Source organism: Pseudomonas sp. GW704-F2, from assembly GCF_059423025.1.
Genome location: NZ_JBWKXO010000014.1, coordinates 123,248 through 147,738 on the forward strand (window position 1 = coordinate 123,248; position 24,491 = coordinate 147,738).

The following is a 24,491-nucleotide window of genomic DNA, read 5'->3' on the forward strand; positions in this document are numbered from 1 at the left end:
GCAAGTCACCGCACCTGTCTACGCTATCCTTGTGCGAGACTCACGCAGGAATCCAGCGCAATATGAATGTCCTGATCGTTGATGACGAACCCCAAGCCCGCGAGCGACTGAGCCGTCTGCTCAGCGAACTCGAGGGTTATACAGTCCTTGAACCGAGCGCCAGCACGGGTGAGGAGGCGTTGACGTTGATCGACAGCCTCAAGCCGGATGTGGTGCTGCTCGACATCCGCATGCCGGGCCTGGATGGCCTGCAAGTCGCCGCCCGCCTGAGCGAGCGCGAATCGCCGCCGGCCGTGGTGTTGTGTGCCGCCGAGGAAGAATTCCCTGCCGAAACCCTGGAAGCCAGCGGTGTCAGCTTCCTGGCCAAGCCGGTGACTGCCGAGGTGTTGCTCAAGGCGTTGAAAAAAGCCGAGCGCCCCAATCGCGTCCAGCTCGCCGCCCTGACCCAGCCCGCCGCCCAGAGCGGTAACGGGCCGCGCAGCCATATCAGTGCGCGCACCCGCAAGGGTATCGAGCTGATCCCGCTGAGCCAGGTGGTGTACTTCATCGCCGATCACAAGTACGTGACCCTGCGTCACGAGTCTGGCGAAGTGCTGCTCGACGAGCCGCTCAAGGCCCTTGAGGATGAATTCGGCGACCGTTTCGTGCGTATCCACCGCAACGCGCTGGTGGCCCGCGAGCGCATCGAGCGCCTGCAACGCACGCCCCTGGGGCACTTTCAGTTGTTCCTGAAAGGGCTTAACGGCGATGCTTTGATCGTCAGCCGCCGCCATGTCGCTGGCGTGCGCAAGATGATGCAGCAGCTTTAGTCCACGGGCTGCAGCGCGGTCTATAGTCGTGATCCCGGTGCGCTGTGGCCAGGGAGGCCCCGCACTTGCTGATTCAAATCAAAGCGAATTTGCCTGAGCTGTTATTATCTGCCGTATCTATTCAGTACGGATTGATCCATGTCCTCTCGCGAAATCCGCATCGCCACCCGTAAAAGCGCCCTGGCCTTGTGGCAGGCCGAATACGTCAAAGCACGTCTCGAGCAGGCCCACCCTGGGCTCCAGGTATCCCTGGTGCCCATGGTCAGTCGCGGCGACAAGCTGCTCGACTCGCCGCTGTCGAAGATCGGCGGCAAGGGTCTGTTCGTCAAGGAACTGGAAACCGCGCTGCTGGAAAACGAAGCCGACATCGCCGTGCATTCGATGAAAGACGTGCCCATGGACTTCCCCGAAGGCCTGGGCCTGTTTTGCATCTGCGAGCGCGAAGACCCGCGTGATGCCTTTGTGTCCAATACCTACGCGTCCCTGGATGAGCTGCCGTTGGGCAGCATCGTCGGCACTTCCAGCCTGCGTCGTCAGGCCCAGTTGCTGACGCGTCGCCCGGATCTGCAGATCCGCTTCCTGCGCGGCAACGTCAACACGCGTCTGGCCAAGCTCGATGCCGGTGAATATGACGCGATCATCCTCGCGGCGGCCGGCTTGATCCGGCTCGGCTTCGAGGACCGCATCACCTCGGTCATCAGCGTCGAAGACAGCTTGCCCGCCGGCGGGCAGGGCGCAGTGGGCATCGAATGTCGCACCGCCGACAGTGAAATCCACGCCTTGCTCAAACCGCTCGACCACCACGACACCGACGTCCGTGTCACCGCCGAACGCGCCCTGAACAAACACCTCAATGGTGGCTGCCAGGTGCCAATCGCCTGCTACGCCGTGCTCGAAGGCGAAAACCTGTGGCTGCGTGGCCTGGTGGGCGACCCGGAAGGCGGCAACTTGATCACCGCGCAAGTGCGCGGGCCGCAGCGTGATGCGACGGCGCTGGGGATCCAGGTTGCCGAAGAGCTGCTGGACCAGGGCGCCGGTGCCATCCTGCAAAAAGTCTACGGCGAGGCCGGTCCGCAGTGACCGATTGGCGTGTGCTGCTGACGCGGCCTGCCGAGGAGTCTGCGCTGTTGGCGGCGTCGTTGTCGGATGTCGGGATTTTCAGCAGCAGCCTGCCGTTGCTGGAGATCGAAGCCTTGCCGGTCACGCCTGAGCAGCAGGCGGTCTGGGCTGACCTGGGTCGCTATTGCGCGGTAATTGTGGTCAGCAAACCGGCGGCGCGCCTTGGCGTGCAACGCCTGGAGCGACACTGGCCGCGGTTGCCGTGGTTCAGCGTGGGTGCCGCCACCGCCCAGGTACTGGCCGATCAGGGCCTGGACGTTCATTATCCGCCCAGCGGCGACGACAGCGAGGCCTTGCTGGCCTTGCCCGCCTTGCGCGAGGCCATTGCGCGCACCGATGCGCGGGTGCTGATCCTGCGCGGCGAGGGCGGGCGAGAGCTGCTGGCGGAGCGTTTGCGCGAGCAAGGTGCTAGTGTCGACTATCTGGAGTTGTATCGCCGTTTCCTTCCGGCCTACGACCCGGGTGTACTGATGCAGCGCATCCAGTTGGAACGCTTGAACGGCCTGGTGGTCAGCAGTGGGCAGGGTTTTTTGCACCTGCAGGCCCTGGCCGGTTCGGATTGGTCACAGGTGGCCCGGCTGCCGTTGTTCGTGCCCAGCCCGCGCGTCTATGAGATGGCGCGGGCGGCTGGCGCAGAAAAAGTTGTGGATTGTCGCGGCGCGAGTGCCGCGGCTTTGTTAGTGGCGTTACGGAGCCATTCCGTTCCCACTCTCTGATACGCAAAGGATGGATACGTGAGCGAAACAGCCTTGCCTAAAGATGAAGCTCAGCCCGCGCTCGATGCGCCGGGCCAGACACCGGTCACCGCGCCGCGCCGTGGCAATGGCCTGGCAATCGTCGCCTTGCTGCTGGGTGCTGCGGGCGTTGCCGCCGGCGGGTGGGGGATCTGGCAGGTCCGCACCCTGCAAGCCAGCAACCAGCAACAGCTGAGCCAGGTAAAGAGCCTCGACGACCAGTCCCAGACCCTCAAGCAAAGCCAGCAACAGTTGGCTGCACGCCTGGCGCAACTGCCGGGTGCGGACGAGCTGGAGGAGCGCCGCCGCTTGCTGGCCCAGTTGCAGGGCGACCAGCAGCGTTTGGGCCAGCGCCTGGAAACCGTGCTCGGGGCCAGCCGCAAGGACTGGCGCCTGGCGGAAGCCGAACACTTGATTCGTCTGGCGAGCCTGCGCTTGTCTGCCCTGCAGGACATTAACAGCGCGCAGTCGCTGGTCCAGGGCGCCGACGAGATTCTTCGCGAGCAGAGCGATCCGGGTTCCTACGCCGCGCGCGAGCAATTGGCCAAGAGCCTTGCCGCGTTGCGCAGTACCGAACAACCGGACCGTACCGGGCTCTACCTGCAATTGGCGGCCTTGCGCGATCAAGTCGTGCAACTGGCGGCGATTGCGCCGGAGTACCAGCTTCAGGAACCGACATCCCATGGGCGTCCGACCACCGATACGGAAAACCGCTTGAGCCAATGGTGGGAGCAGCTCTCGCGTTACTTCCGCATCGACTTCAACCCCGATGACAACATTCGCCCACTGCTCGCCGGCCAAGGCCTGAACCAAGTGCGCCTGGCCCTGAGCCTGGCCCTCGAACAGGCGCAATGGGCTGCGCTCAATGGCGAGGCGGCGGTGTACAGCCGTTCGCTGGGTGAAGCGCGCAGCGTGTTGCAGGACAACTTCAACCAGGACAACCCGCAGAGCAAAGCGATGCTCGCGCGTATCGCCGAGCTTGAGCCCAAGGCCGTCTCGGTTGTGACTCCGGACCTGGCCGCCAGCCTGGCCGCCGTGCAGGCATACCTTGAACGTCGTCACTTGCCTGCCGACGAAGCCAAGGCTTCGGCCGGCACGCCGGCGAGCCAGGAGTAGAGCCGATGAAGCGTTTCTATGTGATCCTGGTGCTGGCGATTGCGGTCGCCCTGGCGCTGGCCGTGGGCATTTCGAAACACACCGGCTACGTGTTGATTACCTATCCCCATCTGCTGCATTACGAGTCGAGCCTGTGGGCTACCCTGGTGGCGGTGTTTGTCATCGGCCTGGCGATCTACCTGATTCGTGTGTTGTTGAGCCTGTTGAGCACCTCGGGCGGCGTGGTCAACCCATGGTCGCAGCGTAACCGCAGCCGTCGCGTGCAGATCGCGATCGAGCACGGCCAGATGGACCTCGCCGAAGGCCGCTGGGCCAGTGCCGAACGCCACCTGCATCGTGCCGCCGAAGCCGAACGCCAGCCGCTGTTGTATTACCTTGGCGCGGCCCGGGCGGCAAACGAGCAAGGGCGATATGAAGAGTGCGACGGCCTGCTGGAGCGCGCCCTTGAGCGACAGCCCCAGGCCGAACTGGCGATTGCCTTGAGCCATGCACAATTGCAGACGGACCGTGGCGACACCGACGGCGCGCTGACCACCTTGCAGGCCATGCACGAGCGTCATCCGCATAACGCCCAGGTGCTGCGCCAGTTGCAACGCTTGCATCAGCAGCGGGGCGATTGGTCGTCGGTGATTCGTCTGTTGCCTGAGCTGCGCAAGGACAAAGTATTGCCGGCCGGCGAATTGGCCGAGCTGGAGCGCCGCGCCTGGGGTGAAAACCTGAGCCTGGCCGCCCAGCGTGAAGAGCAGGGCGAAGCGGGGTTGCAGGCGCTTGAGCGCGCCTGGCAGCAACTGACGTCCGCCCAGCGCCAGGAGCCGCCGTTGGTGCTGGCCTACGCCGAGCAACTGCGCCAGCTGGGCGCCGATGCCAAGGCCGAAGAGGTGCTGCGCGGCGCGCTCAAGCGTGCGTATGACAGCCACCTGATCCGCCTGTATGGCCTGTTGCGCGGCAGTGACCCGGCCCGTCAGTTGAAGTTTGCCGAAGGCTGGCTCAAGGATCATCCCGGTGATGCCAGCTTGCTGTTGACCCTCGGGCGCCTGTGCCTGCAAAACAGTCTGTGGGGCAAGGCGCGGGACTATCTGGAAAGCAGCCTGCAGGTGCAGCGTAACCCCGAGGCGTGTGCCGAACTGGCACGCCTGCTGGCCCAGTTGGGTGACACCGAGCGCAGCAACCAGCTGTTCCAGGAAGGCCTGGGCCTGCTGGACAATCGTTTGCTCGCCTCACCGTTGCCCGCGCCGGTGCGGGGTTGAAGTAGGAACAGGTACGAGGGTTGGCTCGGATGCATCCGACAGCCAACCCTTGGGTTCTGTGTAAAGACTCGGTTTAACTGGGTTCGTAATACATTCCTACGTTGCGTCAGGTTATGTCCTCCAAGCTCTGGCGGGATGTCCCTACGTTTTAACGGAATCGTCTGCTCTAACGCGTATTGAAAGGGGTCAGGCCTTTCCTCTACCGTAACGGCCTATCTCTCGCGGTACGGATAAACAATGTCTTTGGCCCCCTCACGCTCCTTGTTTTTCCTGGCGTTCATGGCCGGTGCGCTGACGTTGGGTGCGTCTTTCTACCTGGAATATGGCGCGCTGCTGCGGCCCTGCTTTCTGTGCCAGGTTCAGCGGCTATTCCTCGCCACCTTTACGTTGATCAACCTGGTCGCGGCTGTTCATAACCCCAAGCGCTACGGCATCTATGGGTACGGGTTGGCGAGCATGGGCTGTGCCGCGCTAGGCGCAATTACCGCGGTGCGCCAGGTGTTGCTGCAGAACACTGCGTCTGATCAGGCCGGCGATTGTTGGCCCAGTTTGCAGTACATGCTCGAAAACCTGTCGTTCTCGCAGGCGCTGCGCTCGATCTTCAACGGTACCGTCGACTGCGTGGAAATCACCTGGACCCTGTTCGATTTGAGCCTCCCGGAGTGGAGTCTGTTGTTTTTCGTGGCGATGTTGATCCTGGGTTTCATGCAGTTTTCACGGCTGATATTCAGCCAACGCTTGCGCCTGTCGACACGCTGAAAAGTGGTCGCAAGTTGTAGGACGGGATTAAACACTTGTATGAACTTTCTCTCCTGCGTACCTTGAAGCCATAGTCATGCGGGCATAATCTGGCCCGCATGCGTTATTGAAACCGTTGTCAGATGCGGCTTTGTCCGGCTGCCGCTTTATCCTTGAAGTACTGCGCGGGCACAGAGTGGCAGCGCCCCCTATAGGGAAGAGAGATCATCATGCTGGAAAGTTGTCAGAATGCTCAGGAACGCTGGGGTGGGGTGCACAAGCTGATCGACAGCTGGTTGAAGGCACGCCACGAACTGGTTCGGGCGTTTGATGCTCTCGGCGAGAAGCCCGAAGCATTAGCGATGAATCGCAAGCCGCTGCAGGCGTTTTGCGGTGTCTTGGTGGACTACGTGTCTGCCGGTCATTTCGGCGTCTACGAACAGTTGACCAAGGAGGCGGAAGCCTTCGACGATCAGCGTGGTCTTGAATTGGCCGAGACCCTCTACCCACGCATCGATGTGATCACCGAGAAGCTGCTGGCGTTCAATGACCTGTGTGATGCCGGCAAGTGTGTTGCCGAGAAATTCAAAGAGCTGGGCGGCCTGCTCCATGAGCGTTTCGAGTTGGAGGATTGCCTGATCGAAGTGCTGCACAATGCTCACCGGGATGTGGCTGTCGCCCAGGCCTGACCTTTGCTGATGAGATAAAAAAACGGTGCGTATGACGCGCCGTTTTTTATTGGATCAATGCCGGGTGCCGAGCAATTCGATCTCGAATACCAGAGGCGTGTAAGGCGGGATCAACGCGCCAGCACCGTCGGCGCCATAGGCCTGCGCCGATGGAATCACCAGGCGCCACTTCGCGCCCACCGGCATCTGTTGCAGCGCACTGCTCCAGCCGCTGATCACACTGTCCAGACGAAACCATTGCGCCTGGGTGCTTTGATCGAACACCGTCCCATCGGGCAATCGCCCCACGTATTTCACCTGAACCTCATCACTGGCCAACGGCTTGTTGCCGCTGCCGGGCGTGAGTTCCGTGAGCAGAACGCCATCGGCCAATTCGCGCACGCCGCTCGCGGCTTTTTCCTGGGTCAAAAACTGCTGTTCGGCCGTCAGTGCTTTTTCGCTTTGCGGTGCCTGAGCATCGGCTTCGTCCTGCGCTTCATGCTGCGCCAGGAGTTGTTCGATGCGCGCGCTATCCAGTGCCAGCGGTTTACCTTGATAGGCTTGCTTGAGACCCTCGATCAAGGCCTGGATCTGCAGGTCGGGGACCTCCTGGCGCAGCCGCTCACCGAGGCTGGCGCCCAGGCTGTACGCGAGGTCGTGCGCGTCCGGGGCAGTGGTTTTGGAGGACGCCGGCTCGTTTGCATTGGCCACGGAAATCGCCAAGCCAAGCGCAAGAAAAAGGTAACGCGACATGGGTCTTCTCCAGCCGAAAGTGCGACGGATTATGCCAGTGTGAGAGGGTAAAAAGTGGCGTGGTTTTTCGTTATATCGATAAGATTTTTCGCACGGTGCAACGCAAGGCAAACGATACTGTCAACATGCCCTAGCGGCGGTAAGAGCAGAGGGCTAGTATGAGCCGCACCCACGTCAGCCAGGAGGTAAACCATGTCGGCCAAACAAAAGCCTGTAAATACCCCGTTGCACTTACTCCAACAACTCTCGGGCAGTCTGCTCGAGCATTTGGAAAGCGCGTGTTCCCAAGCCTTGGCTGATGCAGAAAAACTGCTCGCCAAGTTGGAAAAACAACGCGGTAAAGCGCAAGAAAAACTGCATAAGTCCCGCACCAAATTGCAAGACGCCGCCACTGCCGGCAAAGCCAAGGCTCAAGCCAAAGCCAAAGACGCAGTCAAAGAACTTGAGGACATGCTGGACGCCCTCAAGGATCGCCAAGCCGAAACCCGCACCTACATTTCCCAACTCAAAAAAGATGCTCAAGAAAGCCTGAAACTGGCCCAGGGCGTTGGTCGTGTGAAGGAAGCTGTATCGAAAGTGCTGGGCGCTCGTACACCGGCAAAAGCCGTTGCCGCCAAAGCGCCGGCGAAGGCCGCCGCCAAGCCAGCTGCCAAGACTGTTGCCAAGACCGCTGCTGCCAAACCGGCCGCCAAGCCAGCTGCCAAAACGGCTGCTGCAAAACCAGCCGCCAAGCCAGTGGCTAAAGCCGTTGCTGCCAAACCAGCCGCCAAGCCAGTCGCTAAAGCCGCTGCTGCAAAACCGGCTGCCAAGCCAGCTGCCAAAACGGCCGCTGCCAAACCAGCCGCCAAGCCAGTGGCTAAAGCCGCTGCTGCAAAACCAGCTGCCAAACCAGTTGCTAAAGCCGCTGCTGCAAAACCGGCTGCCAAGCCAGCTGCCAAAACTGCTGCTGCAAAACCAGCTGCCAAGCCAGTGGTTAAAGCCGCTGCTGCAAAACCAGCCGCCAAGCCAGTGGTTAAAGCGGCTGCTGCGAAACCAGCCGCCAAGCCAGTGGTTAAAGCGGCTGCCGCGAAACCAGCTGCCAAGCCAGTGGCTAAAGCTGCTGCTGCAAAACCAGCACCGGCCAAGCCAGCCACCCCGGCAGCATCGGTTGCTACCCCTGCAGCGCCAAGCGCATCGACCAGCACCCCTGCGTCGGTCGCGCCAAGCAACAGCACTCCAACCAGCGCTTCCTAAGTGCCGGTGACTGCGACGCGCAGCTGCTGCAGCGCGTCGTGGTCAAGGTTGGCGGCTCCCTCAGCCGCCAGGCCTTCCAACCATCGTTGACCCATCGCCTCGCCTGTCAGCCATGTCGTTGCCAGCGCTTCCAGGCGCGCCAGCAACTCGCGTTCCGCGTCCAGCTCCAGGGCTTTGACCCGCTCCCGTAACGCCGCCAAGGGCGCATCCTGCTGCGCCACGGCCCGCCATTGCCGGCGTACCTGTCGCAACGGTTCAACCACCTGCGATTGCCAGGGCTCGGCGATTTGCCTCAGCGCCAGCGCGCGTTCACGCGTCAGCGCCACGCCCCGCTGTTCCAGCCACGCCCCGCAGAGCAACAGGCACACATCCGCGCCTTGTTCCTGCACACGCAGGCACGCAGCCTCGACGCCCGGGCGGGCGTAAGTCGAGAGGGCAAAGCTCCATAGGTCAGCGCACATATTCACACCCAAGCCAGCGGCCAACGAAGCTGGTAGACTCCGCCGCCATTATGATCCGACTTCAAAGCCTAACATTACAGCGTGGCCCGCAACGTCTTCTCGAAGACGCCGAGCTGACCCTGCACGCCGGTCACAAAGCCGGCCTGATCGGTGCCAACGGCGCCGGCAAATCCACGTTGTTCGCCCTGTTGCTGGGTGAGCTGACCCCGGACTCCGGGGACTGCTTGCTGCCGGCCGACTGGCGCATCGCCCATATGCGCCAGGAGATCGACACCCTGGACCGCATCGCGATCGACTACGTGCTCGATGGCGACCTGCGTCTGCGCCAGGTGCAACACGACCTGGCCGCGGCCGAGAAAGCCCAGGACGGCGCCGCTCAAGCCCGCCTGCACGCGGAACTGGACAGCGCCGACGGCTACACCGCCGACGCCCGTGCGCGCAAGATGCTCGCCGGCCTTGGCTTTACCAACGAACAGATGGACCGCCCGGTCGCCGACTTCTCCGGCGGCTGGCGCATGCGCCTGAACCTGGCCCAGGCACTGATGTGCCCCTCGGACCTGTTACTGCTCGACGAACCGACCAACCACTTGGACCTCGATGCGATCCTGTGGCTGGAGGATTTCCTCAAGAGCTACCAGGGCACCTTGCTGCTGATTTCCCACGACCGGGATTTCCTCGACGCCGTGGTCGACAACATCGCCCACGTCGAACAGAAGAAAATCACCCTCTATCGTGGCGGCTACACCGCGTTCGAACGCGCCCGCGCCGAACGCCTGGCCCAGCAACAGCAGGCGTTCGAGAAGCAGCAGGCGCAGCGCGCGCACATGGAAAGCTACATCGCCCGGTTCAAGGCCCAGGCCACCAAGGCCCGCCAGGCCCAGAGCCGGATCAAGGCGCTGGAGCGCATGGAAGAACTGTCGGCGGCCCACGTCGATTCGCCTTTCGATTTCGTGTTCCGCGAGTCGGTGAAGATCTCCAGCCCGTTGTTCGACCTGTCCGATGCCCGCCTGGGCTATGGCGAGAAAACCATCCTCGAGAAGGTCAAGCTGCAACTCACACCGGGCGCGCGCATTGGCCTGCTCGGGCCGAACGGTGCGGGCAAGTCGACGCTGATCAAGAACCTGTCGGGCGAGCTGCAACCCCTGGCCGGTCGCCTGACCCGTGGCGAGAACCTGGTGGTCGGCTACTTCGCCCAGCATCAGTTGGACTCCCTGGACGCCAAGGCCAGCCCGTTGCTGCACCTGCAGCGCCTGGCGCCGACCGAACGCGAGCAGCCATTGCGCGACTTCCTCGGCGGCTTCGACTTCCGTGGCGCGCGCATCGATGAGCCGGTGCTGAATTTCTCCGGCGGCGAAAAAGCCCGCCTGGCCCTGGCGTTGATCGCCTGGGACCGGCCGAACCTGTTGCTGCTCGACGAACCGACCAACCACCTCGACCTGGAAATGCGCCTGGCGCTGACCATGGCCTTGCAGGAGTTCAGCGGTGCGGTACTGGTGGTGTCTCACGATCGCCACTTGCTCAAGAGCACCACCGACAACTTCCTGCTGGTGGCCGACGGCAAAGTCGAAGAGTTCGACGGTGACCTCGACGACTACGCGCGCTGGCTGACGGAATACCGCCTGCGCAACGCGCCGACCAGCAACACCCCGGTCAACCCGGACAAAACCGACAAGAAGGCCCAGCGCCAGGCCGCCGCCGCCCTGCGTCAGCAGTTGGCGCCGCACAAGCGCGAAGCCGACAAGCTGGAAGCCGAGTTGGGCAAGGTCCACGAGCGCCTGGCCAAGATCGAAACCAGCCTGGGCGACAGTGCCGTGTACGAAGCCGCGCGCAAGGATGAACTGCGCGATCTGCTGGCCGAGCAGGCCAAGCTCAAGGTCCGTGAAGGGCAGTTGGAGGAAAGCTGGATGGAAGCCCTCGAACTGCTCGAAAGCCTGCAAGCGGAGCTGGAGGCGCTGTCCTGATGGACGCGCTGCAACTGCCGCTGCCGGCGCAATGGGTCGCGCCCGTGTGGATCGGCGTGCAAATCCTGCTGATCCTGCTGGCCGGCTACCTGACCCAGCGGTTTGTCGCCAAAGGCCTGACCCGCCTCGGCGAGCACTACCCCTTCCCGCCGCAGCTGTTGATGCCGCTGCGCGGCGGCTTGCGCTGGCTGATCATGGGCAGTGCGCTGATCTTCGTGCTGGAGCGCCTGGGCGTGTCCGCCACGGTGTTGTGGACTGCGCTGTCGGGGTTTGTCGCGGTGGCGGCGGTGGCGTTCTTCGCCATGTGGTCGGTGTTGTCCAACCTGTTGTGCGCGATCCTGATCTTCACCGTCGGGCCGTTCCGCCTCGGTGATGTGGTCGAGCTGGTGGACACCGTCGACAAGCCCGGCGTCAAAGGCCGGGTAGTGGCGATCAACCTGCTTTACACCACGCTGATCGAAGTCGAAGAGGCGGGGACCGGCGGCGTGACGGTGCAGGTGCCCAATAGCCTGTTCTTCCAACGCTCGGTGCGCCGCTGGCGCGACAGTGCTGTCCTCCCGGGCCAGCGCTAGCGTTCACATCTTGCAAAAAACTATAGCCAGCCTTCGGTCGGCAGCGTTAGCTTAAGGCACAACCGCAAACTCGCTGCTGAGGTGTGCAATGGCACTCGACACATGGCTGGCTTTTTTCCTCGCTAGTTGGATCATTTCCCTTTCTCCTGGCGCAGGCGCCATCGCCTCAATGTCCAGTGGCCTGCAATATGGTTTCCTGCGCGGCTACTGGAACGCCATCGGCCTGCAAATCGGCCTGGCGATGCAGATCGCCGTGGTCGCGGGCGGCTTGGGAGCCATTCTGGCGGCGTCGTCCACTGCGTTCTATGCGATCAAATGGTTTGGCGTGGCGTACCTGGTGTACCTGGCCGTCAAGCAATGGCGCGCGCTGCCCATGGACATGACCGATGACGCCGCAGTACGGCCGATCGGCAAGCCGATGGCGATGATGTTCCGTGGCTTTCTGGTCAACGCCAGCAACCCCAAGGCGTTGGTGTTCATGCTCGCGGTGCTGCCGCAGTTCGTGAACCCGCAGGCGCCGCTGCTGATCCAATACCTGATCCTCGGCGCGACGATGATCAGCGTCGATATGATCGTGATGGCGGGCTATACCGGCCTGGCGTCGAAAGTCTTGCGCCTGTTGCGCACGCCCAAGCAGCAAAAACGCATGAACCGCACGTTTGCCGGGTTGTTCGTGGGGGCTGCGGGCTTCCTCGCCAGCTTGCATCGCGCGACGGCTTGAACCCGGACCGGGCTGAAGAAATCGGATCGACAATGTGGGAGCGGGCTTGCTCGCGATAGTGGAGTGTCAGTCACCGAGTCAGTCGGCTGACCCACTGCTATCGCGAGCAAGCCCGCTCCCACATTGGTTTTGCGTTGTCTGTGCGCGTTGGGTTCAGCGCAGAATCGTCGGGCGTGGCGTCATTGCTACAGCTCAATCTACTCTGTTACTCAAAATACAAATCACTTACACCTTGAGTCAAATCTCATAAAGCTCAACAATGTGTTACTTCGTATTTCCCTTTGAGATTCGTTCATGACTGCCCCCTTCCGTTTTCTCGCCTGGCTGCTATTGCCGGCGTTGATGTCGTGCAGCTTCAATCTGTTGGCCGCGCCTGCCGAGGGCGCCACGAAAGCCCTGCATTTGCTGGACTACATCGGCGCGGACTATCCGCCGACGGTAGCGGCGGGCAAGGTCGTCGATGAATCGGAATACCGTGAGCAGGTGGAATTTCTGGGGGTATTGCAGGGCCTTGTGGCTGAGCTGCCGTCCAAGCCCGAGCGCGCGGAATTGGTCAAAGGGGTCGATGAATTGGTCGCGGCCGTGACCGCTCGTCAGGAAGGCGCCAGCGTGGCGCACCAGGCCCGACAGTTGGGCGCCAAGCTGGCGGCGGCGTATGAAGTCAGCCAGGCCCCGGCGATTACGCCCGACCCGACCCGCGGCGCACCACTGTATGCCCAGCACTGCTCGGTCTGCCACGGCACGGCCGGCGCCGGTGATGGCCCGGCGGGTGTCGGCATGACGCCGCCACCGGCGAACCTGCAGAACGCGGAGCGCCTGGACCGCCTGAGCCTCTATGCGATCTACAATACGCTGGGCCTGGGCGTCGAAGGCACGGACATGCCGTCCTTCGCCGACCAACTGGACGAACGCCAGCGCTGGGACCTGGCCACCTACATCGCCGGCTTCACGGCCGACCCGGCTGCCGCGAAAAGCGCGCAACCGTTCAACCTCGCCGACCTGGCCCGCCAGACCCCCAATGAAGTGTTGGCCGCCAACGGCCCGGCTGCTGCTGCGACGTTCCGCGCCCAGCGTGCCCAGCCGCCGCAGGTCAAGCGTGGCCCGGCGCAGTTGCTCGACTACACCGCCGCGACCCTCGACAAGAGCCTTGCGGCGTTCCGCAGCGGTGACCATGAGCAAGCCTACGACCTGTCGGTAGCGGCGTATCTGGAAGGGTTCGAGCTGGTGGAAAGTTCCCTGGACAACGTCAACGCCAACGTGCGCAAAGACACCGAGAAGGCCCTGATGGCCTATCGGCAGTCGTTGCAGGACGGCTTGCCGCTCGAACAGGTGCAGCAGCGCCTGGACGCCGCCAAGGGCAAACTCACCGAATCTGCCGGCTTGTTGGGCGGCGATGGCCTGAGCTGGTCGTTGAGCTTTATCTCAGGCTTGCTGATCCTGCTGCGCGAAGGTCTGGAAGCGATCCTGGTGCTGGCGGCGGTCCTCGCCTTCCTGCGTAACACCGGCCAGGAATCGGCGGTGCGCGGCGTCCACGTCGGCTGGGGCCTGGCCTTGTTGGCCGGCTTGGCCACCTGGGCGTTGGCGGCCTATGTGATCGATGTGAGCGGCGCCCAGCGCGAATTGCTCGAAGGTTGCACGGCGTTGTTTGCCAGTGTGATGGTGCTGTGGCTCGGCGTGTGGATGCATGACCGGCGCCACGCAGCGGCCTGGCAGGACTACATCAAGAGCAGCCTGGTGGGCGGCGGTGGCCGTTTCGGCTTCGCGCTGCTGGCGTTCTTCTCGGTGTACCGCGAGCTGTTCGAAGTGATCCTGTTCTACGAAACCCTGTGGTTGCAAGCCGGCCCGGCCGGGCACAACGCCGTGCTGGCGGGCGGCGCCACGGCGCTGGTGCTGTTGATGGGTCTGGCGTGGGTGATCCTGCGCGGTTCGGCGAAGCTGCCATTGGCGCTGTTTTTCGGGATCAACGCGGCGCTGCTGTGTGCGTTGTCGGTGGTATTCGCCGGGCACGGCGTGAAGGCGTTGCAGGAAGCCGGTATCTTCGGCACGCGGCCGGTGGCGTTCTTTGACTTCGACTGGCTGGGTATCCACGCCGATGCCTACTCGCTGAGTGCGCAGGTGGTGGCGATCCTGGCGATTATGGTGATGTATGGCCGCAGTCGGATCGCCGACAAGCGCCGGCTGGCGGCATAAGCATGCGCGTGTGGATCGACGCCGATGCTTGCCCGCGCGCGGCCAAGGACCAGGTGGTGAAGTTCGCTCTCAAGCGTCAGTTCGAGGTGGTGCTGGTGGCCGGGCAGAGCCAGATCAAGCCGGCCTTCGCCTGCGTTAAGCTGATCGTGGTGCCCAGCGGCCCGGACGCGGCGGACGACTACCTGGTGGCGCACGCGGTGCCCGGTGAGCTGGTGATCTGCAGCGACGTGCCCCTGGCTGACCGCCTGGTGAAGAACGGCGTGACGGCCCTCGACCCGCGCGGCAAGGAATTCAGCCCGCAGAACATGAGTGAGCGGCTGGCGGTGCGTAACCTGTTCACCGATCTGCGCGAGCAAGGCCAGATGGGCGGTGGTCCACCGCCCCATGGGGAAAAGGACAAGCAAGCGTTCGCCAACGCACTCGACCGCCTGCTCACACGCTTGATGCGGGCCGGTTAGTCGTTTTCGTGGGTCAGCTCCAGCACCCGATCCACCAGCTTGTTGATGCCTGACGCGACTTCGCTGATGTTCTTGCCGAGCATATAGGCGGGGGTGCTGACCAGCTTGCGCGCGGTGTCTTCGACGATATCGTCCACCGCGCATGCCTGGTGGTGGGCGCCCATCTTGTCCAGCACGGCGGCGGTGTCGGCATCGTTGCCGATGGTGCAGGTCACTCCCGGGCCATAGATCTTCGCGGCCAGGGCCGGCGAGATGCAGATCAGTCCCAGCGGCTTGCCCGCTTCGGCAAAGGCTTCGGCCAGCGCCAATACCTGCGGGTTGAGGCTGCAACCGGCGCCTGCGCTGGCAAAGTTCGACAGGTTCTTCGCCGCGCCAAACCCGCCAGGCACGATCAGCGCGTCGAAATCCTCGGCGTTGGCTTCACGAATGTCTTTCACGTCGCCCCGGGCAATGCGGGCGGACTCCACCAGCACATTGCGCGACTCGGGCATTTCTTCGCCCGTGAGGTGGTTGATCACGTGCAACTGCGCGATGTCGGGTGCAAAGCATTGGACCTGAGCGCCGCGCTGATCCAGGCGCAGCAGGGTGATCACGCTTTCATGGATTTCTGCGCCGTCGTACACGCCACAGCCGGAAAGGATCACTGCAATCTTTTTGCTCATGGGCATTTCTCCTGATTCATGGCGTTAAATGTCTACTAATTTGTCATCTGTTGCCAATGGGAACTCCCGCCGCAGCCCCTAATCTTGATGCAATAAAAACAGACCGGACTAGCCCATGGACTTCGTGCCTTACGCGGTACCGTTTTTCATCGCCTTGATCGTGGTTGAACTGCTCGTCGACCGTTGGCGCGGCGCGCGCAATTATCGGGTGGCGGATGCCATCAACAGCCTCAGCACTGGCGTGCTGTCCACCACCACCGGGCTGCTGACCAAGGGCGTGGGATTGCTGACCTACGCATTCGCCCTCAAGCACCTGGCGCTGATCGAGCTGTCGGCCGAGAGCGTCTGGACCTGGGTGTTCGCCTTTGTGTTCTACGACTTCTGCTATTACTGGCTGCATCGCTGCGGTCACGAGCGCAATATCCTGTGGGCCGCGCATTCGGTGCATCACCAGAGCGAGGACTACAACCTCACCACCGCCTTGCGCCAGACCAGCACCGGCTTTCTGCTGAGCTGGATCTTCTATCTGCCTCTGGCCGTGCTCGGCGTGCCGCTGGTGGTATTTATCAGCGTAGCTTCGCTCAACCTGCTGTATCAATTCTGGGTCCACACCCGCCATGTGCCCAAGCTCGGCTGGTTCGAGTGGTTCTTCGTCACCCCGTCCAATCATCGGGCCCACCATGCACAGAACGCTCTCTACATGGATCGCAACTACGGCGGGGTGTTCATTATTTGGGACCGGCTGTTTGGCTCGTTTCAGGAAGAAGACGAAAACGAGCCGGTGATCTTTGGCGTCACCACCCCCTTGGCCAGTTGGAACCCGCTGTGGGCCAACCTGCAGTTCTATGCGCAGTTGTGGAGTGACGCGCGGCGCACGCAAAGCCGTTGGGACAAGCTGCGCATCTGGTTCATGCGTACCGGCTGGCGGCCGGCCGACGTGAAGGCCAACTACCCGTTGACCAAGCCGGACTTGAGCCAGTTCCGCAAATTCGAGGTGCCGCTGGATACGCGGCAACAGGTGTACGTCGCCCTGCAATTCGCGGTGTATGTGGGGTTTGGCAGTTATCTGATGAACGTCGGCGAAGGGCTGCCCACGGCGGCGTTGGTGCTGGGCTGGAGTGCAATGGCGTTGGGCCTGTTCAGCCTGGGCGTCGCCCTGGAGAACCGCCCGTGGGCGTTGAAGGCGGAACTGGTGCGCCTGGGCCTGAATGTGCCGTTGGTATGGCTGGCGCCGCTGGTCGGGCTTTGGCCGGCCAGCCACCTGGGCTGGCCGGGTCTGTTGAGCTACAGCTTGCTGAGCCTGATTGGCCTCTACTGCTGCCGAGGCCGGCTTACTCGACTGGCGTCTTAGGCGGCTCGGCCGGGCTGGTCTCACTCAGTTGTGCGGCCGCCAGTCGGGCCTTGGCGTCGGCACAGGCTTGACGGGCGATGCGCGCGTTCTTGAACCGCCGCCGCAGCCAGAGAACCAGGCCCAGCAGTAACAACGCACCCAGCACCCACAGCTCGTACTTCTTGATGCTGCCCAGCATGCCTTCCAGCACCGCGCCGAAATGGTACGCCGCCGCGCCGAGCGCCGCCGCCCAGACCGCCGCGCCAATGCCGTTGAGTAACAGGTAGCGCAAGGGCGGATAGCCGGACAGGCCAATCGCCACGGGCATCACCGTGCGCAATCCGTAGACAAAGCGGAAGCTCAACACCCAGATATCCGGGTGCTTGCGGATATGTTCCAGGGCTTTGTCGCCCATCAATTGCCAGCGCGGTTTACGTGCCAACAGTTTGCGGCCGTGCTTGCGCCCCATGTAATACCAAAGCTGGTCGCCGGCGTAGCTGCCAAAAAAAGCAACGACCACCACCAGGTTGATATCCATGTACCCACGGAACGCCAGGAAGCCTGCGAGAACGAGTATGGTCTCGCCTTCGAAGAACGTCCCGAGGAAGAGGGCAAAGTAGCCGAAGTCATGCAGAAATTGTTGAAGCATGGTCTGGGTGCTGGCGAAATGAACGCGCAGCCTACGCCTTCGCGATCATTCGTGAAAGTATCGAGATGTGTCACGAAGTGAACAATTCCTACAGAAACGCCGAATGCGACTACAGGTCGCATCGTTAAGCACAACTGTCATACCTTCGTCATAATGGCCGCTTATAACTGCAACACTCGCCCGTAAACGCGGGCTCAGGAGTCTGTCGTGAGCTTTACCCCTGCCAATCGCCTGTTTCCCGCGACCCGTCTGCGTCGCAACCGTTGTGATGATTTCTCTCGCCGTCTGGTCCGTGAAAACGTACTGACCACGAACGATCTGATCCTGCCGGTCTTTGTGCTGGACGGGGAAAACCGTCGGGAAGCCGTGGCGTCGATGCCGGGTGTCGAGCGCTTGACCATTGATCTGCTGCTGGAAGAGGCGGCGAACTGGGTCGAGTTGGGGATTCCGGCGCTGGCGCTGTTCCCTGTCACGCCTGCTGAACTCAAGTCCCTCGATGCCGCCGAAGCCTGGAACCCGCAAGGGATCGCCCAGCGCGCCACCCGTGCGTTGCGTGAGCGCTTCCCGGAATTGGGGGTGATCACCGATGTGGCCCTGGACCCGTTCACCACCCACGGGCAGGATGGCATCCTGGATGAAGACGGCTACGTGCAGAACGACATCACCGTCGACGCGCTGGTCAAGCAAGCCTTGTCTCATGCCGCCGCCGGGGCCCAGGTGGTCGCGCCGTCGGACATGATGGACGGCCGCATCCAGGCGATCCGCGAAGCCCTGGAACTGGCCGGCCACGTCAATGTGCGGATCATGGCCTACTCGGCCAAATACGCCAGTGCCTACTATGGTCCGTTCCGCGATGCGGTGGGCTCGGCCCTGAACCTGGGCAAGGCCAACAAAGCCTCGTACCAGATGGACCCGGCCAACAGCCATGAAGCACTGCACGAAGTGGCCGCCGACCTGGCCGAAGGCGCCGACATGGTGATGGTCAAGCCCGGGATGCCTTACCTGGACATCCTTTATCGGGTCAAAGAGGAATTCAAGGTGCCGACCTTTGTCTATCAGGTCAGCGGTGAATACGCCATGCACATGGCCGCGATCCAGAATGGTTGGTTGAGTGAAGGGGTGATCCTCGAATCCCTGACAGCCTTTAAACGTGCTGGCGCTGATGGCATTCTGACCTACTTCGCCGCCCGCGCTGCCCAATTGCTTAGAGAGCAACAATAGCCCTCACAGGAACACTCGATGAATACCGAAGGACTCTCAGAAGTTGCCGTAAAAGACGCCCACCCGGTGGTCGAATCCGTCGCCGAGACCCCGCCGGTGCCGGAGCCTGCGCCGCCGGTGGTGGTCGCCGAAGCGCCGGCCCCGGCGCCAGCGCCTGCCGTGGTGACCAACCTGGATGACAGCAGCCTGTACATCCACCGTGAGTTGTCACAACTGCAATTCAACATCCGCGTGCTGGAACAGGCGCTGGATGAGTCCTACCCGTTGCTGGAACGCCTGAAATTCCTGCTGATTTTCTCCAGCAACCTGGACGAGTTCTTCGAGATCCGCGTCGCCGGCCTCAAGAAGCAGATCACCTTCGCCCGTGAACAGGCCGGCGCCGATGGCCTGCAACCGCATCAAGCCCTGGCGCGCATCAGCGAGCTGGTACACGGGCATGTGGATCGCCAATACGCGATCCTCAACGACATCCTGCTGCCGGAACTGGAAAAACATCAGGTCCGCTTCATCCGTCGCCGTCACTGGACCACCAAGATCAAGACCTGGGTGCGTCGCTACTTCCGCGACGAGATTGCGCCGATCATCACGCCGATCGGTCTCGACCCGACTCACCCGTTCCCGTTGCTGGTCAACAAGAGCCTGAACTTCATCGTTGAGCTTGAAGGTATCGACGCCTTCGGTCGCGATTCCGGCCTGGCGATCATCCCGGCACCGCGTCTGCTGCCACGGATCATCAAGGTACCGGAAGAGGTGGGGGGCGCTGGCGATAACTATGTATTCCTGTCGTCGATGATCCACGCGCACGCCGATGACCTGTTCCAGGGCATGAAGGTCAAGGGCTGCTACCAGTTCCGCCTGACCCGTAACGCCGACCTGGCGCTGGACTCCGAAGACGTCGAAGACTTGGCCCGCGCCCTGCGCGGCGAACTGTTCTCGCGGCGCTACGGCGATGCGGTGCGTCTGGAAGTGGCCGACACCTGCCCGAAACATCTGTCGGACTACCTGCTCAAGCAGTTCAACCTCGGCGAGAGCGAGCTGTACCAGGTCAACGGCCCGGTCAACTTGACGCGTCTGTTCAGCATCACCGGCCTGGACAGCCACCCGGAGCTGCAATACACGCCGTTCACGCCGCAGATCCCGAAACTGCTGCAAAACAGCGAAAACATTTTCAGCGTGATCAGCAAGCAGGACATCCTGTTGCTGCACCCGTTCGAGTCCTTCACCCCGGTGGTCGACCTGTTGCGCCAGGCCGCCAAGGACCCGCATGTACTCGCCGTGCGCCAGACCCTGTACCGCAGCGGTGCCAACTCGGAGATCGTCGACGCCCTGGTGGACGCTGCGCGTAACGGCAAGGAAGTCACCGCGGTGATCGAACTGCGCGCGCGCTTCGACGAAGAGTCCAACCTGCAACTGGCCAGCCGCCTGCAAGCGGCCGGCGCGGTGGTGATCTACGGTGTGGTCGGGTTCAAGACCCACGCCAAGATGATGCTGATCCTGCGCCGCGAAGCCGGTGAGATCGTGCGTTACGCGCACTTGGGCACCGGCAACTACCACGCCGGTAACGCCAAGCTCTACACCGACTACAGCCTGCTGACTTCCGACGACGCCTTGTGTGAAGACGTCGGCAAGTTGTTCAGCCAGTTGATCGGCATGGGTAAGACGTTGCGCATGAAGAAGCTGCTGCATGCGCCGTTCACCCTGAAGAAGGGCATGCTCGACATGATCGCCCGCGAGACCCAGTTCGCGCTCGACGGCAAACCGGCGCACATCATCGCCAAGTTCAACTCGCTGACCGATCCGAAGATCATCCGCGCGCTGTACAAGGCCAGCCAGTCCGGCGTGCGTATCGACCTGGTAGTACGCGGCATGTGCTGCCTGCGGCCGGGCATCGCCGGGGTCTCGCACAACATCCATGTGCGCTCGATCATCGGGCGGTTCCTGGAGCACACGCGGGTGTTCTACTTCCTCAACGGCGGGGAGGAGCAGATGTACCTCTCCAGCGCCGACTGGATGGAGCGCAACCTCGACAAGCGCGTGGAGACGTGCTTCCCGGTGGAGGGCAAGAAGCTGATCATGCGGGTCAAGAAAGAGCTGGAAAGTTATCTCACCGATAACACCCACAGCTGGAGCCTGCAGTCGGACGGCCGCTACGTGCGCAACACGCCGACCGGCAACCAGAACCCGCGCAGCGCCCAGGCCACCTTGCTGGAGAGGCTGGGTAGCCCGATTCTCGCAGTGAATTAACCGACCTAATGTGGGAGGGGGCTTGCCCCCGATGGCGGCAGTTCAGTCAAAGTACCAAGTGACTGACCCGCCGCCATCGGGGGCAAGTCGAATCGTCGCACCGCCCCTCCCACATGTATTTTCGGTGTTCTTTAGCGCACGTTCAGGCTGAAGCCCACCCGCGTCAGCCACTCCGCTTCCTGGGCGAAGTCCGCCTGGGTCAGCTGGTTTTCCTCCAGCCAGCCTTCCGGGAACACCACGTCGAGGCTGTCGCCGCTGGCGCGCAGGGTCACCTGGGGCATTTCCTGGGTGCCACGGATGTGGTGGAACAGGATCGCAAAGCGCAGCAGCACGCACAGGCGGATCAGCTTGATGCCTTCGTCACCGAATTCGGCGAACTTGTCCTTGGGGATATTGCGGCGATGGCCGCGTACCAGCAGCGCGAGCATCTGCTGGTCTTCCCGGGAGAAACCAGCCAGGTCGGAGTGCTCGATCAGGTAGGCGCCGTGCTTGTGGTAATGGTAGTGGGCGATATCCAGGCCCACTTCATGCACCTTGGCCGCCCAGCCCAGCAGTTCGCGCCATACACCGTCTTCCAGGTCCCAGTCCGCGGCCACCTGGTCGAAGGCATGCAAGGCTTTGCGTTCCACGCGGGCCGCTTGTTCCAGATCGGCGTGATAGCGCTCCATCAGCGAGCTGAGGGTACGCTCACGCACGTCCTCATGGTGGTGACGCCCGAGCAGGTCGTAAAGCACGCCTTCGCGCAGGGCGCCGTCGCAGTGGTCCATACGTTGCAGTTCGAGGGCGTCGAAGATCGCTTCGAGAATCGCCAGGCCCGCCGGGAAAATCGTGCGGCGGTCGGGCTTGATGCCATCGAAGTCGATTTTTTCGGCATCTCCCAGCTTGAACAGCTTGCGCTTGAGCCACGCCAGGCCTTCGGCGTTGACCTCGCCGGTGCCATGGCCGCCGGCTTTCAAGGCCAGGCCGATGGCGCGGATGGTGCCGGACGAGCCGATGGCTTCATCCCACGACAGGCGATGCAGGGCGTGCTCGATGCTCATGATCTCCAGCCGCGCCGCCGTGTAGGCCTGGGCATAACGCGCCGGGGTGATCTTGCCGTCCTTGAAATAACGCTGGGTATAGCTGACGCAGCCCATCTGCAGGCTTTCGCGCAGCAGCGGCTCGAAGCGCTGGCCGATGATGAATTCGGTACTGCCGCCGCCGATGTCCGCCACCAGGCGCTTGCCGGGGGTGTCGGCCAGGGTGTGGGACACGCCGAGGTAGATCAGGCGCGCTTCTTCGCGTCCGGAGATGACTTCCACCGGGTGCCCGAGGATCTCCTCGGCGCGGCGGATGAATTCGCCCCGGTTACGGGCTTCGCGCAACGCGTTGGTGCCGACGATTCGCACAGCACCCGGGGGCATGCCGTTGATCAACTGGGCAAACCGCTTGAGGCAATCGAGCCCGCGCTGCATGGATTCTTCATTGAGCTGGCGCGCGTCGTCGATTCCGGCAGCCAGTTGGACTTTTTCGCCTAGCCGCTCAAGGATGCGGATTTCGCCGTTCTGGGCCTTGGCCACGACCATATGAAAGCTGTTGGAGCCCAGGTCGATGGCGGCGATCAGGGACAGATTCTTGGCTTGGGATTGCGGCATGGTTAGAGGGTCTCGGTCGATAACCTGACCATCGTGCCACGATCGACCGCTGGAGCCAACGCGTAGCGCTCCGGTAATTTTCCTAAGGGTGTCTGCGAGGAATTCTTGTGGGAAATGTAGGGTGGGTTTCTAAATATCCACTGAATGAGGTTTTAGTTTTGTAGGAGTTTTTAACTAGTTGTTGTTGTAAAGCTTTTTATGATTTTCCCTACAGGGTGCTTGTTGATGTTCCATTGGTTTTTTTGTTTGGGACTACCTCGCGGTCGGGTAAAGGCGACTCTTTGTTTTTACGGCTCCCACACTAACTGATGTGTTATCTGATTCTTTAATGAAGTGCCAAAGCGACAGACTGTCACCCGGCAATATTGCCTGGGTGTTATTTATTTATAGTCGTGCAGGTCCGGAGAAATAAGCCGTTTGGCGCTGGACTTGCCGAGAGATAAATAAAGAACGCCTGATAACTTTCAGTGACAGGTCGAATATGAAAAAAATTGTTGGATTGACTCTCGGTCTCGCTTGCCTGGCTGCGGCCATCAGTGCTAACGCATCCACCAGTGCCGAACTGGTCGTCAGGGGCACGATCAAACCCGCTGCCTGCAACCTGAGCATGACTGGCGGCGGCATTATCAATTACGGCGATATTCCTTCGGGCCAACTCTCCCAGACGGCGTTCAACCCGCTTCGGGAAATGACCACGCCCCTGTCCGTCAATTGCGGCACCGGCAGCGCTCCGTTCGGGCTGACATTCACCGACCTGCAGGCCGGCAGCAGGGTAACGGGCATTCTCAGCGCCCTTGGCGCAGGTTATACCGAGGTGCATAACTTCGGCTTGGGTTCGGTCGCTGGCAAAAATACCGGTGGCTATGCGGTTACGCTCAGGGACCTCAGGTCGCCGAGCAAAACGCTGACGGCTATTACACGTGTCGGCGAAGGCGCGGCCTGGCAGAGCAGTGATGGCAAAGTCGCGAAATCGCCTAACCAATCTTCGTGGCGCAGTGGCACTTCGCTCATTCCGGCCGAACTCTCTCAACTGACCGGGACTATTGCAGTACGGGCCGTGATCAACAAAGGCCAAGACTTGAACCTGGCTCGCGACGTTACTCTTGATGGTCGCGCAACGCTTACTTTGGTTTACCTCTAAGCGGCTGAAATACAGCCGATCAAAGAACGCACGCGTTCTGATCGGCTGTTTTCATGTGGGTGCTTGGCTATCAATTGCCAACTTCATGGTCTGCGGGGAACACTGAGTGCGTAGTCTTTCAGTAATAAATAATCTGCTGTTGTTGTGTGCAAGTGTGTGTCTGTGTTTTACCGGCATGGTATTGGCGGACGGAATGTTGCCGGAAACCTCGGTTGTGGTTCTTTATGAGGAACAAGGCGAGGCCACGATAAATATCAAGAACACCGATTCGGGGCCGGCGCTGCTTCATTCAGTCGTACTGAACGTGCCCGAAGACGTAGAGCCCCTATTGATTGTCACGCCGCCTATTGCGCGTGTGGAACCCGGTGAAACCCAGTTGGTGCGTTTCATCAGCACCTTGGAAGCACCGCTGAAGACCCAGCGCTTGAAGCGTGTGTCCTTCGAGGGTATTCCGCAGGCGCGTGCCGCAGGGGGTGCGACCATCGGTATCACCCTTCGGCAGAATCTGCCGCTGATCCTGCACCCCAAAGGCTTGCCTCAACATCACACGCCCTGGGAGCTGCTGAAGTGGCGGCGGGCAGGAGAGATGCTGGCTGTTCACAACGACAGTGCTTATGTGGTGCGCCTGGCGCCGGAGGTGCAGTTGCTGCCCCAACGGGTTCTGGCGACGTTGCCGCGTGCTTACATTTTGCCGGGGGAGGCGTTGACGGCGAAGGTTGACGGAACATTGGACGGCTTGGCCGAAGTCGAGATCCAGCCCGCCACGGTCTATGGATTTTCGGTGGACAGCTACCGCGCCCCGATCAGTACCGATGGGGGTTGAGCGGCTT

General features: G+C 61.9%; 23 protein-coding genes. 18 read left to right on the forward strand and 5 right to left on the reverse strand.

Annotation, left to right across the window (positions count from 1 at the left end; all coding sequences use genetic code 11):
* Nucleotides 1-62: 62 nt before the first annotated feature.
* The 7 genes from AC07W0_RS14440 to rsd all read left to right on the forward strand — a co-directional run bounded on the left by AC07W0_RS14440 (nt 63) and on the right by rsd (nt 6,452).
* A complete protein-coding gene (locus tag AC07W0_RS14440) occupies nt 63-809 on the forward strand; it encodes a LytR/AlgR family response regulator transcription factor (RefSeq protein ID WP_017845161.1) in 747 nt (248 codons plus the stop codon).
* A 138-nt stretch (nt 810-947) separates the two neighbouring features.
* Nucleotides 948-1,889, forward strand: a complete 942-nt coding sequence (gene hemC / locus AC07W0_RS14445; RefSeq protein WP_017845160.1) for a hydroxymethylbilane synthase — start codon at nt 948-950, stop codon at nt 1,887-1,889.
* Entirely contained in the window at nt 1,886-2,644 is a 759-nt protein-coding gene (locus tag AC07W0_RS14450) for a uroporphyrinogen-III synthase (RefSeq protein WP_102667075.1), read from the forward strand. The genes hemC and AC07W0_RS14450 overlap by 4 nt, the downstream gene beginning before the upstream one ends.
* An 18-nt stretch (nt 2,645-2,662) precedes the next feature.
* Nucleotides 2,663-3,778: a uroporphyrinogen-III C-methyltransferase gene (locus AC07W0_RS14455; RefSeq protein WP_017845158.1), complete on the forward strand. Its 1,116-nt coding sequence runs from the start codon at nt 2,663-2,665 to the stop codon at nt 3,776-3,778.
* Nucleotides 3,779-3,783: 5 nt separating this feature from the next.
* Nucleotides 3,784-5,025 carry a heme biosynthesis protein HemY gene (locus tag AC07W0_RS14460; protein ID WP_102617841.1) on the forward strand — a complete coding sequence of 414 codons (1,242 nt, stop codon included), beginning with the start codon at nt 3,784-3,786 and terminating at the stop codon, nt 5,023-5,025.
* Between the two features lie 237 nt (nt 5,026-5,262).
* The gene (locus AC07W0_RS14465; RefSeq protein ID WP_102617840.1) at nt 5,263-5,784 is read left to right on the forward strand and encodes a disulfide bond formation protein B; all 522 of its coding nucleotides are present in this window, start codon (nt 5,263-5,265) and stop codon (nt 5,782-5,784) included.
* Nucleotides 5,785-5,993: 209 nt separating this feature from the next.
* Nucleotides 5,994-6,452 carry a sigma D regulator gene (gene rsd, locus AC07W0_RS14470; protein ID WP_102617839.1) on the forward strand — a complete coding sequence of 153 codons (459 nt, stop codon included), beginning with the start codon at nt 5,994-5,996 and terminating at the stop codon, nt 6,450-6,452.
* 54 nt (nt 6,453-6,506) lie between these two features.
* Here the strand turns inward: rsd and AC07W0_RS14475 are convergent, their stop codons facing one another.
* The gene (locus tag AC07W0_RS14475; RefSeq protein WP_102617838.1) at nt 6,507-7,184 is read right to left on the reverse strand and encodes an FKBP-type peptidyl-prolyl cis-trans isomerase; all 678 of its coding nucleotides are present in this window, start codon (nt 7,182-7,184) and stop codon (nt 6,507-6,509) included.
* Nucleotides 7,185-7,376: 192 nt separating this feature from the next.
* Here AC07W0_RS14475 and AC07W0_RS14480 point away from each other — a divergent pair, with 192 nt between their 5' ends.
* Complete coding sequence (locus tag AC07W0_RS14480; protein ID WP_102617837.1) at nt 7,377-8,417, forward strand: AlgP family protein; 1,041 nt, start codon at nt 7,377-7,379, stop codon at nt 8,415-8,417.
* Here AC07W0_RS14480 and AC07W0_RS14485 read toward each other — a convergent pair.
* The gene (locus AC07W0_RS14485; protein ID WP_079444914.1) at nt 8,414-8,878 is read right to left on the reverse strand and encodes a TIGR02444 family protein; all 465 of its coding nucleotides are present in this window, start codon (nt 8,876-8,878) and stop codon (nt 8,414-8,416) included. The genes AC07W0_RS14480 and AC07W0_RS14485 overlap by 4 nt on opposite strands.
* Before the next feature lie 50 nt (nt 8,879-8,928).
* Here AC07W0_RS14485 and AC07W0_RS14490 point away from each other — a divergent pair, with 50 nt between their 5' ends.
* From AC07W0_RS14490 to AC07W0_RS14510, 5 genes are all read left to right on the forward strand, one after another.
* Nucleotides 8,929-10,839, forward strand: coding sequence for an ATP-binding cassette domain-containing protein (locus tag AC07W0_RS14490; protein WP_102617836.1), 1,911 nt, complete (start codon nt 8,929-8,931; stop codon nt 10,837-10,839).
* Nucleotides 10,839-11,411 (forward strand): mechanosensitive ion channel family protein, encoded by a 573-nt coding sequence (locus AC07W0_RS14495; protein WP_046381676.1) that lies wholly within the window; start codon nt 10,839-10,841, stop codon nt 11,409-11,411. Before AC07W0_RS14490 ends, AC07W0_RS14495 begins: the two co-directional genes overlap by 1 nt.
* Before the next feature lie 88 nt (nt 11,412-11,499).
* On the forward strand, nt 11,500-12,132 hold the full coding sequence (locus AC07W0_RS14500; protein WP_026139801.1) for a LysE family transporter: 633 nt from the start codon (nt 11,500-11,502) through the stop codon (nt 12,130-12,132).
* Nucleotides 12,133-12,426: 294 nt separating this feature from the next.
* Nucleotides 12,427-14,322, forward strand: coding sequence for an FTR1 family protein (locus tag AC07W0_RS14505; RefSeq protein WP_102617835.1), 1,896 nt, complete (start codon nt 12,427-12,429; stop codon nt 14,320-14,322).
* Nucleotides 14,323-14,324: 2 nt separating this feature from the next.
* Nucleotides 14,325-14,780 (forward strand): YaiI/YqxD family protein, encoded by a 456-nt coding sequence (locus AC07W0_RS14510; RefSeq protein WP_102617834.1) that lies wholly within the window; start codon nt 14,325-14,327, stop codon nt 14,778-14,780.
* Here the strand turns inward: AC07W0_RS14510 and elbB are convergent.
* Nucleotides 14,777-15,442, reverse strand: a complete 666-nt coding sequence (gene elbB / locus AC07W0_RS14515; protein WP_102617833.1) for an isoprenoid biosynthesis glyoxalase ElbB — start codon at nt 15,440-15,442, stop codon at nt 14,777-14,779. The genes AC07W0_RS14510 and elbB overlap by 4 nt on opposite strands.
* 115 nt (nt 15,443-15,557) lie before the next feature.
* Between elbB and AC07W0_RS14520 the strand changes: the two genes are divergently transcribed.
* Nucleotides 15,558-16,793: a sterol desaturase family protein gene (locus AC07W0_RS14520; protein WP_046381679.1), complete on the forward strand. Its 1,236-nt coding sequence runs from the start codon at nt 15,558-15,560 to the stop codon at nt 16,791-16,793.
* On the opposite strand, the gene AC07W0_RS14525 is transcribed toward AC07W0_RS14520, so the two are convergent.
* Nucleotides 16,774-17,421: a DedA family protein gene (locus AC07W0_RS14525; RefSeq protein WP_017845144.1), complete on the reverse strand. Its 648-nt coding sequence runs from the start codon at nt 17,419-17,421 to the stop codon at nt 16,774-16,776. The two genes, AC07W0_RS14520 and AC07W0_RS14525, sit on opposite strands and share 20 nt — an antisense overlap.
* Before the next feature lie 207 nt (nt 17,422-17,628).
* On the opposite strand from AC07W0_RS14525, the gene hemB reads away from it, so the two are divergent.
* Both hemB and ppk1 read left to right on the forward strand, forming a co-directional pair.
* Nucleotides 17,629-18,642, forward strand: coding sequence for a porphobilinogen synthase (gene hemB / locus AC07W0_RS14530; protein WP_102617832.1), 1,014 nt, complete (start codon nt 17,629-17,631; stop codon nt 18,640-18,642).
* Nucleotides 18,643-18,660: 18 nt separating this feature from the next.
* Complete coding sequence (gene ppk1, locus AC07W0_RS14535) at nt 18,661-20,886, forward strand: polyphosphate kinase 1 (RefSeq protein WP_017845142.1); 2,226 nt, start codon at nt 18,661-18,663, stop codon at nt 20,884-20,886.
* A gap of 131 nt (nt 20,887-21,017) precedes the next feature.
* On the opposite strand, the gene ppx is transcribed toward ppk1, so the two are convergent.
* Nucleotides 21,018-22,520, reverse strand: a complete 1,503-nt coding sequence (gene ppx / locus AC07W0_RS14540; protein WP_017845141.1) for an exopolyphosphatase — start codon at nt 22,518-22,520, stop codon at nt 21,018-21,020.
* 481 nt (nt 22,521-23,001) lie between these two features.
* Here ppx and AC07W0_RS14545 point away from each other — a divergent pair, with 481 nt between their 5' ends.
* The gene (locus AC07W0_RS14545) at nt 23,002-23,661 is read left to right on the forward strand and encodes a DUF1120 domain-containing protein (RefSeq protein WP_046381682.1); all 660 of its coding nucleotides are present in this window, start codon (nt 23,002-23,004) and stop codon (nt 23,659-23,661) included.
* A gap of 106 nt (nt 23,662-23,767) precedes the next feature.
* Entirely contained in the window at nt 23,768-24,484 is a 717-nt protein-coding gene (locus AC07W0_RS14550; RefSeq protein WP_169796380.1) for a fimbria/pilus chaperone family protein, read from the forward strand.
* Nucleotides 24,485-24,491 lie beyond the last annotated feature (7 nt).

What these genes read in the sequence shown, in the direction of transcription:
- AC07W0_RS14500 (WP_026139801.1), top strand. Translation starts at nt 11,500, where the DNA reads ATGGCACTCGACACATGGCTGGCTTTTTTCCTCGCTAGTTGGATCATT.
- AC07W0_RS14505 (WP_102617835.1), top strand. Translation starts at nt 12,427, where the DNA reads ATGACTGCCCCCTTCCGTTTTCTCGCCTGGCTGCTATTGCCGGCGTTG.
- AC07W0_RS14525 (WP_017845144.1), bottom strand. Translation starts at nt 17,421, where the DNA reads ATGCTTCAACAATTTCTGCATGACTTCGGCTACTTTGCCCTCTTCCTC.
- AC07W0_RS14490 (WP_102617836.1), top strand. Translation starts at nt 8,929, where the DNA reads ATGATCCGACTTCAAAGCCTAACATTACAGCGTGGCCCGCAACGTCTT.
- rsd (WP_102617839.1), top strand. Translation starts at nt 5,994, where the DNA reads ATGCTGGAAAGTTGTCAGAATGCTCAGGAACGCTGGGGTGGGGTGCAC.
- hemC (WP_017845160.1), top strand. Translation starts at nt 948, where the DNA reads ATGTCCTCTCGCGAAATCCGCATCGCCACCCGTAAAAGCGCCCTGGCC.
- AC07W0_RS14520 (WP_046381679.1), top strand. Translation starts at nt 15,558, where the DNA reads ATGGACTTCGTGCCTTACGCGGTACCGTTTTTCATCGCCTTGATCGTG.
- elbB (WP_102617833.1), bottom strand. Translation starts at nt 15,442, where the DNA reads ATGAGCAAAAAGATTGCAGTGATCCTTTCCGGCTGTGGCGTGTACGAC.
- AC07W0_RS14510 (WP_102617834.1), top strand. Translation starts at nt 14,325, where the DNA reads ATGCGCGTGTGGATCGACGCCGATGCTTGCCCGCGCGCGGCCAAGGAC.
- AC07W0_RS14460 (WP_102617841.1), top strand. Translation starts at nt 3,784, where the DNA reads ATGAAGCGTTTCTATGTGATCCTGGTGCTGGCGATTGCGGTCGCCCTG.
- AC07W0_RS14545 (WP_046381682.1), top strand. Translation starts at nt 23,002, where the DNA reads ATGAAAAAAATTGTTGGATTGACTCTCGGTCTCGCTTGCCTGGCTGCG.
- AC07W0_RS14495 (WP_046381676.1), top strand. Translation starts at nt 10,839, where the DNA reads ATGGACGCGCTGCAACTGCCGCTGCCGGCGCAATGGGTCGCGCCCGTG.
- AC07W0_RS14480 (WP_102617837.1), top strand. Translation starts at nt 7,377, where the DNA reads ATGTCGGCCAAACAAAAGCCTGTAAATACCCCGTTGCACTTACTCCAA.
- AC07W0_RS14475 (WP_102617838.1), bottom strand. Translation starts at nt 7,184, where the DNA reads ATGTCGCGTTACCTTTTTCTTGCGCTTGGCTTGGCGATTTCCGTGGCC.
- ppx (WP_017845141.1), bottom strand. Translation starts at nt 22,520, where the DNA reads ATGCCGCAATCCCAAGCCAAGAATCTGTCCCTGATCGCCGCCATCGAC.
- AC07W0_RS14440 (WP_017845161.1), top strand. Translation starts at nt 63, where the DNA reads ATGAATGTCCTGATCGTTGATGACGAACCCCAAGCCCGCGAGCGACTG.
- AC07W0_RS14485 (WP_079444914.1), bottom strand. Translation starts at nt 8,878, where the DNA reads ATGTGCGCTGACCTATGGAGCTTTGCCCTCTCGACTTACGCCCGCCCG.
- AC07W0_RS14465 (WP_102617840.1), top strand. Translation starts at nt 5,263, where the DNA reads ATGTCTTTGGCCCCCTCACGCTCCTTGTTTTTCCTGGCGTTCATGGCC.
- ppk1 (WP_017845142.1), top strand. Translation starts at nt 18,661, where the DNA reads ATGAATACCGAAGGACTCTCAGAAGTTGCCGTAAAAGACGCCCACCCG.